This is a genomic window from Ralstonia sp. NFACC01 (genome assembly GCF_900115545.1).
Classification (GTDB): Bacteria; Pseudomonadota; Gammaproteobacteria; order Burkholderiales; family Burkholderiaceae; genus Ralstonia; species Ralstonia mojiangensis.
In genome coordinates this window covers 270141-285952 of sequence record NZ_FOWV01000002.1, presented here as the reverse complement: position 1 = coordinate 285952, position 15812 = coordinate 270141, and the positions used below count along the sequence as shown (strand labels likewise).

Genomic DNA, 15812 nt, shown 5'->3' with positions numbered 1-15812 from the left:
ACGCCGCTATCGGGCACGCGCCAGTGCGGCGTTAACGCGCACTGGCGGCGTGTCGAGCGAAAACGGCGGCTGCACGACGAAGGCATCCACCACGCCTGGCTCAAAGAACATGCAGTACGTCGACCCGCCGTACTGGAAGTAGCCAAGCTCCTCGCCCTTGCAGACATGCTGGCCCGGCGTCACGTCGACCATGCATGACGACACTTCCGCCATGCCGATGAACACGCAACCCACGGTGCCCACGGCCGGGTCGTCGCAGGCGATGGTGATGATCGCGCGTGCGGCCATCGCTGCGCTGTAGCCTTGCGAATCATTCAGCCCTTCGGGGTCGGTACCCTCGGCTTCCACGCACGAGAAGTACGTGCCGTCTACGTGGAAGGTATCGACGATGGTGCCTGCGACGGGCGCATGCCAGCGGTGGTAGTTGTAGGCGCTCAGGAAAGCCTGGTAAACGCTGCCGCCTGCAAACCGCTCTGCGAGGTGGGCCTTCCCCGGTCCGAAGACGTCGCGCAATGAGTACGGCTGCGCCTTGATCCAGAACGCGTCTTCATAGCGCGCATCGTGGCTGATGTTGTAGGGTGCGGCCTCGCACGCGCTGACAATCAACTTGTTGTCGTCCTTGCCCGCCACTGGCCGCATGCCGGCACGGAAACGGCGCGTGAAGAAGTCGTTCCACGAGGTAAAGCCCCAGTACGGTTGCGACGGGTCGCACAGAAACTGCTCCATGCCGATACGCCGCGTCGCTTCGCGGCTGAACCAGCCGTCCGGCTCGCGCGTGTTCAGATAGGCGCGCGAATGCGGGCCGCTGAGGAAAGCGCTCCAGCCATTGAGCACCGCCTCGAGCGCATCGTTGAAGCGCCGGTCACGGAACAGCGCGTAGCCGGATGACATGCACATCGGCCAATCAAGCAGGGCGTTGAGCGGACAGATCACCAGCGCCTTCTCGCTGAAGCGCGGCGCGCACGTGACGACGTGGTCAATGGCGAGCAGCAGTTCTGCGCTGTCCTTGTAGCCGAGTTCGTATCCGCGCTCCTTCGCTTCGTCGATAGCGCGTGCAAGGTGCATGCGCAATGCGGGCTCGCCGTCGATCAGGTTGGCAAGTGCGCGCACGGCGGCCACGGACGGCGTCTTTGACGGACGAGACAGCGCTTGCGCAACCAGCTCGGTGCGGAACGCCGCCAGTTGCGCTTCGCCTTCCGGCAGCCAGTTGCCCAGCCGGCGGCGTCGGTCCAACGGAACATTCGATGCAGCTTCCAAAGTGGTCTCCTGGTCAATGCCGGACACCAAGCAACGTGCGTTCCACATGGGTACGGTGGCATTCGGGTTGCTTTGCCTCTGCTGTTCTCACCTGCCTGCCCATGAAACAAACCGCACCCTCTTCCCCCGACGACGAGACTAACCCCGACCAAGAGCCGGAATCGCTTGACACGTGTCGCCGCTGCGATCTCTGGCGCCACGCCACGCAAGCTGTACCCGGTGATGGCAGGCGGCGCGCGCGCATCATGCTCGTCGGCGAGCAGCCGGGTGACGGCGAAGACCTGGCCGGCAAACCATTCGTGGGACCCGCTGGGAAACTGCTCGACCGCGCGCTGGAAGACGCCGGCATCCCGCGCGACACGGTGTTCATCACCAACGCGGTCAAACACTTCAAATGGGAACTGCGCGGCAAGCGGCGCCTGCACAAGACACCCGGCCAGCGCGAAGTACAAGCCTGCATGTACTGGCTGGAGCGCGAACTGCAACAGGAAGCGCCTGCGGTGGTGGTGGCATTGGGGGCAACTGCGTTAAAGGCGCTGCTCGACGATGCACATGCGCGCTTGCAAGAGCATTTCAACAAGCCAGTGCGCCATGAAGGCCGTACGGTGTTGGCGACATGGCATCCGTCATATGCCCTTCGCGCTCCCGACCCGGCAACGCGCGAGAGCGCCTATCTCGACATCGTGACTGCACTCAAACATGCGCGACGGCTTGCTGCCGGCAAATAGGAGACCCCGGGGCACGGGCGCGCGAGTTGCGTCGTTGGAACGAACACCGACACCCTACGGGAGCACATGATGATTTGCACCCCATATTCCGCACGTGCGTTCTGCGCGGCGGCGGCTACGTTCATTGCACTTTGCAGCGGCGCTGCATTCGCGCAAGCAACAGGCGCACAGTACGGTAGCAGCAACAACGCGCCAGCAGCACCCAATGGAAGCAGCACCACCGCAACGGGCACCACAAACCGCAGCGACAGCCCCACGGGCCGTGACGCCACGCGCAACCGTACCCGCACCCGCAACGACAGTGCCAATCCTTCCGGTGGATACGTTCCCCGCACCGGCTCCACTTCGCATCAAGACAAGAACGGCAACGTTGTCAAGGACAAATCAACGGGCGGCAGCCCGCAGGGGCGCGAGCGTCCGCCCACGGCCCCGCCAAACACTCCGGCCACGCACCCTTGAAGCAACACGTACCGCCTCGAGCGCATTCAGGAGCACCTCATGAACAATGAAAACCCCATCCCCGGCACGCCCCCTGCCCCGGCCGCTCCGGGCGACGAAGCGGCGCCCGGAGCGCCCAGCAGCGGCGAAGCAGTCTGCCCCACGTGCAACGGCACCGGTCAACGCGACGACGGCAGCCCCTGCCCCATGTGCGAAGGCAGCGGCAAGATCGTCCAAGGGATTGGTGGAGGCTGATGATTCCCTGCACTTCAGCGCACGCGGCAGGGCACGGACATCACGGTCAGCGGACCCTGTGCATCGAGACGACGCCCGACCCGCTGGTTTGCCGTGTGCGCGCGGTCGGGCGCCGTCGTCGGGTCACGCCCGATCAACGGTGTTCCATCTCTTCATGAACCTCGTGCGCATGCTCGCGCGCCTCGTGTTCGCGGTGCCTCAAGGCTTCGCGATCACGCTTGATGTCGCGGTGCTCAGCGCGCAGTTCACGGTGTTCCTCGCGGCGCTCCATGTGTCGCTCATGCTCCATACGCTCCGCACGTTCATGTTCATGGTCTTCCGGATGTGGCGGCGGCATGGGCTGCGCAAGGGCAGCAGTACCGGCGAGTACAAACAACGCGGCAAGCAGGGTGTGTTTGTTTTTCATGGGGTGGCTCCTCTTGAGTTGTCATGAGTGCCTACCCACCGACGTTGGGGCGTCGAAATTCAGGATAGGCCTCTGCAATTCAGCAAGAAGCCGGCCCCCTGGCCCGCAGGCGAGCGCACAAGCTACGCCGGGGCCACGAGCAGAGTGTTTCTGTTTGTATCGATCGCAGGCACGTCACACGCCCTCCTGGACGTAGCGCCCAGGCAGCGACTGGTTGCACTGCAATGAGGAAGAACCGCCTAGTGAGACACAGCCATCGAACGGCGGCCACCGGTGCGGACGTGTCCGGAAGCCTTGAGCAGAACGTAGCCCTGGAGGGTGACCCGGGCATAGCTGTGGTCGGGGCCACGGCGTTCCAGCGTCACGAGCTGTCGCTCGATGAGCGCTTCGACATCGGCGCGATCCAGGTCGTCGGATTCAGCGCCGTCGTTGACGAGCAGCAGGACGGCAAATTCATGGGGACTCAGCACAGTTGGCTCCAGCTTTTCTGTTGGTCACGGCACGCACTCGTGACAGGGGTGGGCTTGGTTTTCACTGACACCATGAGCACTGCAAGAGCCACCAAGAACAGCGTGAGAGAGTAGCTGGGCTTGCAGGAGAAGCCAGCATAGGCACGCACGCAGCCGCATTCAAGAGGGGCAAATCCGCGCATCGTCCGCTGAGCTCTGCAGCCCCATGGTCAAGGATGGTGCGCCAAGCGTTTGCCGTGCGGTACAGCGCACCGGCGGCAACGATTGCGCATCGCAGAAAAGTCCGTCCTCCTCCGTTTGCGCTAAGTCAATTGCGCAAAAGAATGCGCCCCGGTGACTCGCATCACCGGGGCGCTGAGCGCTGAGCTCGGCAGGCGACCTTACATGTCGTCGGCGACGATGTTGGCGCGGCGGCCGAAGCCGTGCAGCGGGTCAATGCGTTCGACGCGTGGGAGTCGCACGTACGGATCGTCCAGTTGTGCATGCGCACCAAATGCATGCAGGGCGCGATGGCGTTCCGTGGTTCGGTCCGCCGCGTGCACTGCAGCACGGCCATGCACCACGGCGGTCACGCTGCCGTAGTGACGGGCCATGCCGGGCCGCATCGCGTACGTCTGGACCGGCGATTGGGGCGATTGCGGCTCGACCCAATCGTTGCGGCCCAGACGGCCCCGATAGCCAAAACGGTGGAAGCCCGCGGCATCAGCCGTCACCGCCTCCACGGCCTTCACAACGTCACGCGGTTCTTGTGCAGGTGCATCAACGCGTGCCAGAGAAGGCTCTTCGCGATCGAGGTTCTCCAGCACGATCGCCTCGCTGACGGGGCGAGAGCCCAGTACCGGCTCTTCCGGATCGTATTCCGGGCTGCGGGTGAACGGCATGGGCGGCGTGGCGGTGCCGGCGGGTGCTGGGCGGCCTGCCCACTCCTGCCAAGAGCGCACGTGGGTGATATCGCCGTCATCGTCGTGGTCGACCACCAGCAGGCGCGTGTTGCGCGGGCGGTGCCAGGCGGGTTGCTGCGCATGCAACGCCGCACGCGATGCGCGAGCAGAAGCCCCAGCGGACGCAGCCGTCGCTGCCGGCGTACGTGTGAGCTTGCGGCGAATGGCGCGGTCCAGCCGCGACAGGACCATCCACACCACGAGCACGCCGCCCATGCCCGCGATGATGTTGCCGTACATGCGCAGTTGTTCGAATGGCAGGCCGCTGGGCCCCACGCTGCTGATGGAGTAGCCCACATACAGGCCCAGCATGCCCCAGATCGAGATCACGAGCACCGGCCGGAAAATGCGGAACCACAGCACATGGTGCAAGGTCCCGACGACACCCTTGTCCGAAAACGACTGTCGGATCGAGTTTCGCGAAACATCAATGACGAGCATGGTCATGGCGAATTCCCCTGTTGTTGTTGGATGCCCCGGTCAGGGCTGGTCCAGCGGGCACGGGCACGCGTACGCTGGAAGGCGACGGCCGGAAAGCCGACCACCGTGGTGACAAGGTTCAGGATCCAGAACGCAACCGGATACCAGACGGTGTCGATGAAGTAGCGCAGGATGTTGTCGTCGTAGCGGCGATCGATAAAGCAGCCGATCAGCAACTGCAGCACGCATGTGATGAAGAGCAGCGTGCCGTGCCAGCGTGGGAGCGCTTCCATGCGCCACTCGGGGGGCAGCTCGACGAAGAAGCTGACCATCGACCACGTGATGACGATGAGCATGTTGTAGGCCCACACAACCGACAGCGCGTACTCGAAGAAGATGGGCCACATCATCGACTGCCGCAGGCTCGCCATCGCCGGCGCGTATTTGATCATCGCCTGGATGCCGCCCTTGGCCCAGCGCAGGCGCTGCTTGTACAGGCCGCGGAAGGTCTCGGGCATCAGGATCCACGACAGCGCGCGCGGCTCGTAGCGGATCAGCCAGCCGCCCACCTGCAGCTTCCAGCTGATGTCGATGTCTTCGGTGAGCATGTCATTGCTCCAGTAGCCGACATCTTCAATGGCGCGCTTGCGGAACATCACGACCACACCCGACACCGTCAGCAGCCGGCCATAGATCTGCTGCGTGCGTTTGATGAGCCCCACGATCGACGAGAACTCGCCCACCTGCATGCGCCCCAGCAAGGTCGAGCGTGTGCGGATGCGCGGGTTGCCCGTCACCGCGCCCATGGTCGGGTTCTCCATCAGGTGGCGAATCATCCAGGCAATCGCATCCACATCCAGGATCGAATCGCCATCGATGCACATCAGGTACTCGGCGTCGGTCACCTGTGCAGCGGTGGTTAGGCCGATCGCCTTGCCCTGGTTTGACGACTGGTGAATCACGACCAACTGCGGATACTCCGCAGCCAGTTCGTTCAGCCGCTCGCCGGTGCGGTCGGAGCTGCCGTCATTCACGGCGATGATGTCGTAGTTCGGATACCGCATGCGTGCGAGATGGCTGATCACCTCCCGCACGTTCGCCTCTTCGTTGTAGCAAGGGACGATGATCGACACCTTGGGGTAACTCTTCACCCCCAGCAGTGCCAGCGGGTGCCGCACGTGCTCCGTTCCCCGTTCGAGCAGGAAGTAGTGCAGCAGCCCGCCGATCATCCAGAAATACGACATGAAGAACGGATAGTAGAAGACGAAATCCGAGATCCAGCGCTTGGCCAGAAGGAAGTCCACTTCCATATCAGCCTCCCGCCTTGGTGCTGGACGACGTGGCCGCTTCGGTCGTCGCGGGTTTCCTGTCCACGCCAGCATTCGGCGGCTGGCTCTGCGGCAGCGAGGTGCTGTTGAGCTTTTCAACGCTGCCCTTGTCGCCGCCGGGCGGCTTGCGTGTCTCGATATACGTCTTGAGCGACATCACATCACGCAGCACCTCGGTATCGGGCCGGCCGGCAATGAAGTCATCCGGGTAGTAGCCGTAATTCAGAGCACCTGCCGAGCGCAGCGCGCGCATCTGGTCACGCAGTTCGGTCGTCGGGATCGGCTTGTCCTGATTGCGCCAGTCCACCGCCTGCAGCTCGAAGATGGTCTTCTTCAGCCCATCCTTGTGCTTGGCCACGGCGGCGGTCAGCTTCTTCATCCAGTCCTTCGGGTCCTTGGCTTCTTCCATGTACGGCATGGCTTCGAGCGCCACGTAGTCGTACGCCTCCAGGAAGTCGTCATAGTTCTGCGCCGTCCAGGCCTCGGCCTTCGGGTCAAGCACCGGGCCCGAAAAGATGTTGCGCGCGGTCAGCATGTCGCGGCCGTTCTGATAGCCCTGCGCCACCGCGATCAGCTCTTTCGAGAACGAGATCAGCGCAGCGGTCTTGGCCCGCGACCATTTCTGCATCAGCTCGGGCGACTGGCGGATCTGGTTGATGTCGCCGGGCAGGCCCATGGCCTCGTAAGCCTTGAGCGCGGCGGGGCTGGCATCTTCGTAGTCGTCGAGCACGCCGTCGTCGTGGAAGAGCACGCCGTCGATGACCGAATTCTTGGCCAGGTCCTCATAGATGTCGCGGATCATCTGGCGCGCCTGCGGATCGAACGGCGACAGGCGCGGTGGCTTGACGGAGCCCGGCTTCTGCGGCGCACCCGGCAACGACTGCACAAGGTGTGTGGCGGCGGGATTGTTGGCCGGCAGCTTGTACGACAGCATCGGCAGCCAGGCGTACACCTCCACCTTTGCACGCGTCTTCAACTGCCATGACACGCGCGAGAACAGGTCCGCGCGCATCGGCATGTGGCGGTTCGGGAAGTACACGGCATCCACAGCCCCGTTGCCCTTCGGATCGGCGAAGGCCTGCAGGTAGACCACACGCGGCGCCAAGTCCTTGATGCGGTCGATCAGCTTGCCGAGGTTGGCTTCCTGCTGCTTCGGGTCCGGGTCGTAGATGTAATCCATGTCGACCTGCACCACGCGCTGCACGGGGTTGATCTCGCCGTGATGGGTCACGGGCTCGCGCAGCGAACGCTCCAGATCGCCGGTGTTGGTGTCGTAACCCATCAGGCTTCGGCGGATGGCGGTGAGCGGCACATCCGGCGTGTTCGGGCCCGGCTCCAGCGTGAGCATGTACTTCAACCCCACGTTGGCGGCCTCCTGGTCGAGCATCAGGTTGTGCGCGCCGTACGGCCACACCACGGTCTGCACCTTGGTGCCGACGTTCTTCTGGATGATGTCGATGCTGCGTTGCAGGTCGTCGCGCACGCGCTTGCGGTACTCGTCATCGGTTTCGTACCGACCGAGGTTGCGAAGGTATTCGTGCGTGCTGGCCGCCGGCATCTCGTTGCCCTGCGGGTTACCTAGCGCGCCGTGGTGCATGTCCTGCGTGTGGGTGGCGAACTCTGCCAGGCCCGAGGCCTGCATCTCGCGGATCTGGTTCCAGTTCATGAAGAAGTCCCGCGGAACGATCTGCTTGTCCGACAGCTTGACCTTTGCACCGGGGGGGGCGTTGGTCCATTCCGTCACCAGGCCGAACACCGCCGGAAAGCGGAACTGCTTGAGCAGCGGGAAGACCTTCGTGTAGTGGCTTTCATAGCCGTCATCGAACGTCAGCAGGATCGGGCGCTTGGGCAGCGGCTTGCCGCCATGGCGCGCCGCGTCGATCTGCGCGAGCGTGACCGGGTGGTAGCCGTTGGCCTGGATCCAGCTGAACATATTCGTCAGCATCTTGGTGTCGACGGCAAACCCGTCGGGCAATGTCTCAAAGCTGGCACGCAGGTTGTCGCGAATGTCGTGAAAGCACAGCACGCGGAACGTCTTGCCGTCGTCCGGATCGGGCTTGGGCAGGAAGTCCACCTGAACGGCAGCGGCAGGCCGGACGGCGGCAAGAAAAGCCAACGTCAGGGCCAACGCCAGTCTCGGTGCCATCCAGGCGAAGAATCGTCGCAATGACGGTTGTCGGAGAGCTTGCATGGGCATCACAGCGGAATGTTGAGGTTCAGGTACAGGAACTTGCGGTTCTCAGGCTGGCCGTCATAGCGATGGCGGCCAAAGCCGATGCCGTAAGACACCTGCGTCTTGCGATTGATTTGCCACACGTGCTCCAGCCGCGCTTCGTACATCGGGCTGTTGCCGAACGACTGCTGGTTGTACATGCCGCCGGTCAGGTACACGCGCTGCGTGAACGACTTGTCGGCGTAGCGCCAGGGTGTCCACGACCAGATGGCCGTGGCCTGGCCGCTGTAGTCGCGCGATGGGCTGAAATAGTTCAGGCCCGTCATCGTGTTGCGGCTGGTATCGGCCCCGAACAGCACGCCGATGGTGTGCCGCGGCGAGGTGAACACCTGCTGGTAGAAGTTGGCTGCCACGCGCTGGCGCAGGTTGTCGTCGGTGTAGCGCGACACGCCGTACGTGAGCGAGGCGTAGCGCGTTTCGTCCCAGGTGTAGCGCACGTTGCCGCTGACGGTCTTGCCGGTCACGCCCACCTGGTACGCCTTGTAGGGCACCTCCAGGTCATCGTTCGTGACCATGCCCGATACCTTCCAGTGGTCGCTCGGAATCCAGGTGGCATCCAGCGTGCCGCCGGTCTTGCCCACCGCGCCGACGGACTGGTGCACCTCGCCGTTCACCTCGACGCCGGTGTCGAACCACTGCAGGCCTGCGCCGTTGCGCACGCGGCTCTGCGATGCGCCGTCAAACTGCGCGCGGCCGGCAAAGTTATGGAAGAACAGGCGGTAGTGATCGGCAAACGGGCCGGTGTAGGCTTTGGTGTCGATACCGTATTCGTTGTTGGCGAACGCCGAATTGCCTTTGTCCGCCGTCGACTGGATGATGAGCTGCGGGCTCTGATAAACATCCAGATCCTTGCGCAGCGCACGCACGGAACCGTTCTCGGGAAAACGCTCGTCCAGCCCGTTGGCGACATCCTTGGCGGTCTTCAGATCGTCTACCGCCAACGACGCACGGCCGTAACCCGCCACAACGCTCAGGTCATCCGGGTGCTCGGCAAGCGCCGTCTTGTACATGTCGCGCGAGCGATACGGCTCGGTCTGCACCATCGCGCCATCGGCACGCGCGCTGACGAGCGATGCGGCAAACGGTGCTTCGTGACGCCACTTGTCCAGCTCGGCAATGCCCTGGTGCGTGCGGCCCGTCAGGATCAGGTACTGCGCTTCCAAGCGCTTGATGCGCGAGTAATCGGGATTGGGCGTACCGGCTTCCGGCGCCAGGCGCACGTATTCCGGGTTGTCGGCCTTCATCTTGTCGAGCAGCGCGCGGGCGTCTTCAAAGCGGCCCGTATCGAGCATGGCGTAGAAGAGGCCTTCCTGGACATCGCCCGTTTCGATCTCGCCCGGGCTCGCATCCTTGAGCGCTTGCGCGTACGCCGCGGCGGCCTTGTCCGGCGTATCGAGATACGCATAGGCATCCCCTGCGGCTACGCGTGTATAGGCGGGGACCTTGCCCGTCTGCGACATGGCTTCGTAGCGTTTGACGGCGTCTTTCATGCGCCCACGCGAAGCCAGTGCCACCACTTCATCCGCCACGATTTCCTGGCGAAATTCTGCGTTCTCGGGCGTATCGGGCACCTTCTTGAGCAGCGCCTCGATCTCGGCCACAGCCTGATCGATGATGACAAAGCGTTCCGGCCCGTTGATGACCTTCAACTGCTGACGCCCCCAGCGGATGCGCTGTGCGGCGGCGGCATGGTCAACGTGCCACGATTCGCTTTCCTTGAACCAGTCCGGATGCTGGCGCAGGTTTTCTTGCGCAAGCGTGGCCGCACCCTCGCGCGCCTCGCGCATGACCTCGTCGTGAAAGGCCTGGCGGTCGGTCGGCATCGGGCCGACGGGCGCGTTGTCGGGCGCATTGCCGGCGGCGTGGGTCGCCGCCGCATTGGCTGCTTCCGGCGACACCGGCAGCGGTTCGAGCGCGCCGGGCCCTTGAGCGCTCGGGCCCGAAGGCACGGCCGGCGCCTGTGCAGCCGTATCCGGTGCGGGGGCGCCTGGGGGCAGGATCACCGTGGGCGACGGCGGCGCAGGCGGAGGCGCTGCCTCAACAGCAGGCATCGGCGACGTGGCGGCCGGCGCAGTTGCCGCGGGCGATTTCATAACGGACGAATCTGCAGGCGGCACCGCCTGTTGCGCCACGAGCAGCGTGTTGGCCGGAGACGCCGGCACGTCATCACCGCCGGCGATGACGGTCGTGGATGCAAACGCGGCCGGGCCCTTGGCCGCGGCGTCGGTCAGCTGCGTATCGATCAAGCGGCGCGTGGCCGCGTTGGAAGCATCGTCGGTCGCGGCGTGCGCGATCATCGGCACCGTGCCGACCACCACAACGGTGGCAGCAGCAATCGCGCAGCGGCGGGGATGCCATGCCGCGGCCGCGCTGGTGCGCTCGGCCGGTAGGCTCCAAGAGATTGGCTCGTGGGTTGTCATTGTTGTCATGTCCAGTGAGCGGGACGTGCGGGCGCACGCCATCCGCAATTGCATGAAGGGCGGACCGGGCTGAGTCAGCCGAGGCGGGCCGTACCGTTAGCGGCGCGCACCGGGGCGCGCATTGGCTTGGCAGGCGTCACGCCACCGAAGGCACGCGTCATGGCAGCCCAGCGAGACTCGGCGCCCAGTTCAGCGCCCGATGCGGTCACCGATGCCGCGGTCCGCTCGGACGCCCCCGGCTGGGGGGATGAAGACGCCATCACCGCGTCTCGGGCCGGTGCAGTGGCCTGGAGCGGAGTCGGTGTGCGTGCAGCGGTTTGCACGAACACGTCTGCGTGTTGCGCATCGCCAGACACCTGGACCGATGTCTGCGCAGATGCAGCGCTGATCGTGGCGGCAGCCCCGCCTTGCAGTTCCAGTGGAATCCCCAGGCGCATGGCGGCATACACCGCTTCGCTCTTGTTGCGCACGTTCAGGCGTCGATACAGCGTGCACGCGTGCGTCTTGACGGTGGCTTCCGAAATGCCCAGCAAGCGGCCGACACCCTTGACGGAGTGACCTCGTGACAGCAGCACCAGCACTTCGTACTGTCGCAGCGAAACATTCAGCCGCTGCGCCGCTTCCGATGCATCCAGCGAGAGCATCGGCATGGCGGCATTGGCCGCACGCGGCATCAGCGCCGGATACGACTGGCCGCCGGCGAGTACCAGCCGCAGCGTGGCGAGCAAGACTTCCGGCGATTGCGACTTGGCGCAGTAGGCGTCCACCCCGCACGTCATGGCGACGTGCGCTTCTTCGGCAGACAGGCTGGCGGCCAGCAGCACCACACGGCTGGCCTCGCTGGCGTCGATAGCCTCGCGCAATTGGGCAGCGAATTCACCGGCGTTGATCGGGCCCTCGGCCTCGTCCATGCCGATGACGAGCAGATCGGCTCGCTCATCGAACGCGTGCAGTTCGCCAGGAATGCCCGCAGGCAATGCCGGGGCGACGACCTCCAGGCCGAGGGTGGGATGCGCGAGCAACTGCGCAAGTCCGGCTCGTAGCAACGGATGATTCTCCAGCAGGACTGCTTTCATGGTTTCCTCGTTTTCTTGTGAAGCGATTCCGGTCAGGCGCGCGCAGGCCAGCCGCTGCGGGCGAGCACGCATGTGACCGTCGAAACCCCGGGACCGTCCGAGAGAAGCGCCCTGCCGCCGGCGGAGTGCCGGTTCTGGAGAAGCGAAGTGCGAATGCCGTGGGGACCGTGGACCGTAAGGATCAAGCCGGTTCCGGATTCGCTTATTGGAAAAACATGTTCTGGATGTGGCGGAACTGCCTTGCACATCCAGAGTGACCGCACGACATAGAGCAAGCATCGGGCCACCTCCGTGCAGCGCAACATCTGCTTACACTTGCGGCACAAATGACGTCGTGCAGAAGGCGGGCGAAACCCGCAGTGGCAAAGGATCAGCGGGCAGCGGCCTCGATTGGTGCGATGCCGCAAATCCACTCTATTTCTGTAACGATTTAGTTACGAATTCGCGGTGTGTGGTGACAGACCCGATCATGCCATCGGTTGTCCACTGAACGTTTTTACAACCTGTTTTAAAACTTACCGAGCGGGCGCTGCAGGCGCCACATTGCCGGCATGCCCAGCAGCGGGTAGATGACCGATGCGCCCCTTCAGTGCCTATGGCGCATGGCAAAAAGGAACAGGCTGTCGATGGCGCCCACCATGAAGATCAGCCCCGCAGCCGCATGCAGCATCCAGGCGCCGTCGGCAAACGGCAGTTGGATGGACGTGTGAGGAATGACCGCCACCGCGCCCGCCGCTACCGACATGCGCAGCACCGGCACCCACCATGTGCGCTTGGCTGGCGGCGGATCGTCGCGATGGCGCGGCGCAGGATCAGGCGTCGAAGAAGACATGCGGCAGGGACGAGATGTGATGGCCATGCTGCATTGTTGAACACAACCGATCGAAGCGAAACACAAAACAGCGCCCTGCAATGCCCGCAATTCCCCTAACTGAAGCTGCCTAGGCTGGATGTGCAGCCAAGTGGGCAAGATTCTGCAGCATGTCCGTCGTCATCTCCGCCACACCGTATTCGGGCTTCCAGCCCCAGTCACGCCGGGCGACCGAGTCGTCGATGGAGTTCGGCCAGTTGGCCGCAATCGCCTGGCGGAAGTCCGGCGCATACGCCACCTCGAACGACGGACGATGCCGGCGGATCTCCGCTGCCAGCTGCTCCGGCGTAAAGCTCACGCCTGCCAGGTTGTAACTGCCGCGCTCGGTGATGCGCTCGGCCGGGGCCTCCATCAACTCGATGGTGGCGCGCACGGCATCGGGCATATACATCATGGGGAGCGCCTCGTCGTGATCAAGGAAGCACGTATAGCGCTCACCCTTCACGGCCGAATGGAAGATGTCGATGGCGTAGTCGGTCGTGCCGCCGCCCGGTGCGGTCTTGTACGAGATCAGGCCCGGATACCGCAGGCTGCGCACATCCACGCCGTGGTGCTCGAAGTACCAGCGGCACCAGCCCTCGCCCGCCAGCTTGGAAATGCCGTAGACGGTCTTGGGCTCCATGATCGTGCTCTGCGGGGTGTTGTCCGCAGGCGTGGTGGGCCCGAACGCGGCAATCGAGCTGGGCCAGAAGATACGCTCAAGCTGATGATTGCGCGCGGCTTCCAGCACGTTCAGCAGGCCATTCATATTGAGCGCCCAGCCCCATGTCGGCGATTGCTCTGCTGCAGCCGACAGCGCCGCCGCCAAGTGATAGATCTGCGTGATGCCGTGGCGCTCGATGATCTCGCGCAGCTGGCCGCGATCGGTCACATCCAGCGTTTCGTGGCGAATCTGCGGGTGGCGGCCACGGGGCACCATGTCGCTGGTCACGACGTTGCCCGTGCCGTAGCGCTCGGCCAGCGCGGCGGCCAGCTCCGTCCCCAATTGCCCGTTGGCGCCGATGATGAGGATGCGCGGCGCCGTTCCAATATTCGCGCTGGTACCCGTGCTCATCAGATGATCCCCAGTTCCTTGCCGGCGGTTTCAAACGCCTTGAGCGCCGCATCGAGTTGCGCGCGCTCGTGCACGGCGCTGATCTGCACGCGGATGCGCGCCTGTCCCTTGGGCACCACCGGATAAAAGAAGCCGACCACGTACACGCCCAGCTCAAGCAGACGTTTGGACAGCGCCTGCGCCTTCTGCGCGTCGTACACCATGATCGGCACGATCGGATGGTCGCCCGGCTTGATATCGAAACCCAGCTCGACGATCTTGCGGCGGAAATACAGCGCGCTGTCTTCCAGCTTGTCGCGCAGTGCGGTGTCGGCTTCCAGCAGGTCGAGCACCTTGATGGTCGCCCCGACAATGGACGGCGCCACCGTGTTCGAAAACAGATACGGCCGTGAACGCTGGCGCAGCAGTGCCACCACTTCCTTGCGCGCGCTCGTGAAGCCGCCCGACGCGCCGCCCAGCCCCTTGCCCAGCGTGCCGGTAATGATGTCGATCTTGCCGAACACGCCGCGGTGCTCGTGCGAGCCGCGGCCGCGCTTGCCGAGAAAGCCCGTGGCATGGCATTCGTCAATGCCGAGCAGCGCGCCGAATTCGTCGCAGATGGCGCGGATCTCATCCAGCCGCGCGATGGTGCCGTCCATCGAAAACACGCCGTCGGTAAACACCAGCTTGAAGCGAGCGCCCGCCGCGTCGGCGGCCTGCAATTGCGCGCGCAGATCATCGAGATCGTTGTGCTTGTAGCGATAGCGCTGCGCCTTGCACAGGCGAATGCCGTCGATGATCGATGCGTGGTTCAGTTCGTCGCTGATGACGGCGTCTTCCGCGCCCAGCAGCGTCTCGAATAAACCGCCGTTGGCATCGAACGCCGAGCCATAGAGGATGGTGTCTTCCGTGCCGAGAAACTTCGCCAGCCGCGCTTCCAGCGTCTTGTGCAGATCCTGCGTGCCGCAAATGAAGCGCACCGAGCTGAGGCCAAAGCCGTGCGTGTCGAGCGCCTCGTGCGCGGCCTTCAGCACCTCCGGGTGCGACGACAAGCCGAGGTAGTTGTTGGCGCAGAGGTTGATGACCTCCTTGCCGTCAGCCGTGCGGATCACAGCGCCCTGCGGCGAGGTGATGATGCGCTCGGTCTTGTAGAGACCGGCTTCCTCGATCGCCTCCAATTCGCGCCGGATGTGCGCGTAGAAGGCGTCGGTGGAAGCATTGGCTTGCGTTGTCCCCATGGTGCTGCTCCTGTAGACTGCGTTGATCGATAAATCGAACATGTTCGATATATCGAATAATTCGTTCAATTTACAAGATACCAACCGATGGCACAAGCCCCCGCCACCGATGTCCTCGCCGACGGCCCGCCCGCCGTTGGTGCCAAGCTGCAAGCGCTGCGCCAGGCCCGCAGGCTGTCGCTCGATGAACTGTCGCGGCGCGCAGGCGTGTCCAAATCCATGCTCTCGCAGGTCGAGCGCAATCTGGCCAACCCGACCGTCGCGGTGCTGTGGCGCCTGGCCACCGCGCTTGGCGTGGGGCTGGCCGATTTCCTGTCGCCCGAAGGCGCGGCCGACACCGCGCCCGCTGTGACGGTCATCCCCGCTCACTCCATCCCAGTCATCAAAAGCCCGGATGGCAAGTGCGAATTGAAGATTCTTGGCCCTGTGGACTTGGCGGCGCGCTTTGAATGGTATGAACTGGCGATCCAGCCCGGCGGCGTGCTCGCGTCAGAGCCGCACGAGTTGGGCTCGAAGGAGCACATCTCGGTGCTCAGCGGCACGGTAACCATTCAATCCGGCCCGAGTGAGAAGAAGGTGCGGCATGGGGAATCGGCGCGCTATCCGGGGGATGTGCAGCACGCCATCTCAAACGCCGGCAAGACGGTGGCGACGGCGTTACTGGTGGTGGAATACGCGCAATAGCCGCTGCAGATTGA

14 protein-coding genes are annotated in these 15812 nt (G+C 64.1%); 4 read left to right on the top strand and 10 right to left on the bottom strand.

Annotated elements, in window-relative coordinates; translation table 11 throughout:
- Nucleotides 1-6: 6 nt before the first annotated feature.
- Nucleotides 7-1257, bottom strand: coding sequence for a phosphatidylserine decarboxylase family protein (locus BM136_RS05955; RefSeq protein WP_175537090.1), 1251 nt, complete (start codon nucleotides 1255-1257; stop codon nucleotides 7-9).
- Nucleotides 1258-1358: 101 nt separating this feature from the next.
- Here BM136_RS05955 and BM136_RS05950 point away from each other — a divergent pair, with 101 nt between their 5' ends.
- The 3 genes from BM136_RS05950 (at nucleotide 1359) to BM136_RS25355 (ending at nucleotide 3111) form a co-directional block, all read left to right on the top strand.
- Nucleotides 1359-1985, top strand: coding sequence for a UdgX family uracil-DNA binding protein (locus BM136_RS05950; protein WP_092970985.1), 627 nt, complete (start codon nucleotides 1359-1361; stop codon nucleotides 1983-1985).
- A 498-nt stretch (nucleotides 1986-2483) separates the two neighbouring features.
- Entirely contained in the window at nucleotides 2484-2678 is a 195-nt protein-coding gene (locus BM136_RS05940) for a hypothetical protein (RefSeq protein ID WP_092970983.1), read from the top strand.
- 154 nt (nucleotides 2679-2832) lie between these two features.
- Nucleotides 2833-3111 carry a hypothetical protein gene (locus BM136_RS25355; protein ID WP_175537089.1) on the top strand — a complete coding sequence of 93 codons (279 nt, stop codon included), beginning with the start codon at nucleotides 2833-2835 and terminating at the stop codon, nucleotides 3109-3111.
- Between the two features lie 212 nt (nucleotides 3112-3323).
- Here the strand turns inward: BM136_RS25355 and BM136_RS05930 are convergent, their stop codons facing one another.
- The 9 genes from BM136_RS05930 to kbl form a co-directional block, all read right to left on the bottom strand.
- Nucleotides 3324-3554, bottom strand: a complete 231-nt coding sequence (locus tag BM136_RS05930; protein ID WP_092970982.1) for a hypothetical protein — start codon at nucleotides 3552-3554, stop codon at nucleotides 3324-3326.
- Nucleotides 3555-3934: 380 nt separating this feature from the next.
- Nucleotides 3935-4942, bottom strand: a complete 1008-nt coding sequence (locus tag BM136_RS05925; RefSeq protein ID WP_092970981.1) for a poly-beta-1,6-N-acetyl-D-glucosamine biosynthesis protein PgaD — start codon at nucleotides 4940-4942, stop codon at nucleotides 3935-3937.
- Nucleotides 4939-6225, bottom strand: coding sequence for a poly-beta-1,6-N-acetyl-D-glucosamine synthase (gene pgaC / locus BM136_RS05920; RefSeq protein WP_175537088.1), 1287 nt, complete (start codon nucleotides 6223-6225; stop codon nucleotides 4939-4941). Before pgaC ends, BM136_RS05925 begins: the two co-directional genes overlap by 4 nt.
- A gap of 1 nt (nucleotide 6226) precedes the next feature.
- Nucleotides 6227-8389, bottom strand: coding sequence for a poly-beta-1,6-N-acetyl-D-glucosamine N-deacetylase PgaB (gene pgaB, locus BM136_RS05915; RefSeq protein WP_254775642.1), 2163 nt, complete (start codon nucleotides 8387-8389; stop codon nucleotides 6227-6229).
- A 50-nt stretch (nucleotides 8390-8439) separates the two neighbouring features.
- Nucleotides 8440-10896 carry a poly-beta-1,6 N-acetyl-D-glucosamine export porin PgaA gene (pgaA, locus tag BM136_RS05910; RefSeq protein WP_092970980.1) on the bottom strand — a complete coding sequence of 819 codons (2457 nt, stop codon included), beginning with the start codon at nucleotides 10894-10896 and terminating at the stop codon, nucleotides 8440-8442.
- Between the two features lie 74 nt (nucleotides 10897-10970).
- Nucleotides 10971-11972, bottom strand: a complete 1002-nt coding sequence (locus BM136_RS05905; protein WP_092971339.1) for a LuxR C-terminal-related transcriptional regulator — start codon at nucleotides 11970-11972, stop codon at nucleotides 10971-10973.
- A 586-nt stretch (nucleotides 11973-12558) separates the two neighbouring features.
- Nucleotides 12559-12804, bottom strand: coding sequence for a hypothetical protein (locus BM136_RS05900; RefSeq protein WP_092970979.1), 246 nt, complete (start codon nucleotides 12802-12804; stop codon nucleotides 12559-12561).
- Between the two features lie 109 nt (nucleotides 12805-12913).
- On the bottom strand, nucleotides 12914-13897 hold the full coding sequence (locus tag BM136_RS05895) for an NAD-dependent epimerase/dehydratase family protein (protein WP_092970978.1): 984 nt from the start codon (nucleotides 13895-13897) through the stop codon (nucleotides 12914-12916).
- A complete protein-coding gene (gene kbl, locus BM136_RS05890; protein WP_092970977.1) occupies nucleotides 13897-15114 on the bottom strand; it encodes a glycine C-acetyltransferase in 1218 nt (405 codons plus the stop codon). Before kbl ends, BM136_RS05895 begins: the two co-directional genes overlap by 1 nt.
- Nucleotides 15115-15201: 87 nt before the next feature.
- Between kbl and BM136_RS05885 the strand changes: the two genes are divergently transcribed.
- The gene (locus BM136_RS05885; protein ID WP_092970976.1) at nucleotides 15202-15798 is read left to right on the top strand and encodes a helix-turn-helix domain-containing protein; all 597 of its coding nucleotides are present in this window, start codon (nucleotides 15202-15204) and stop codon (nucleotides 15796-15798) included.
- Nucleotides 15799-15812: the final 14 nt, after the last annotated feature.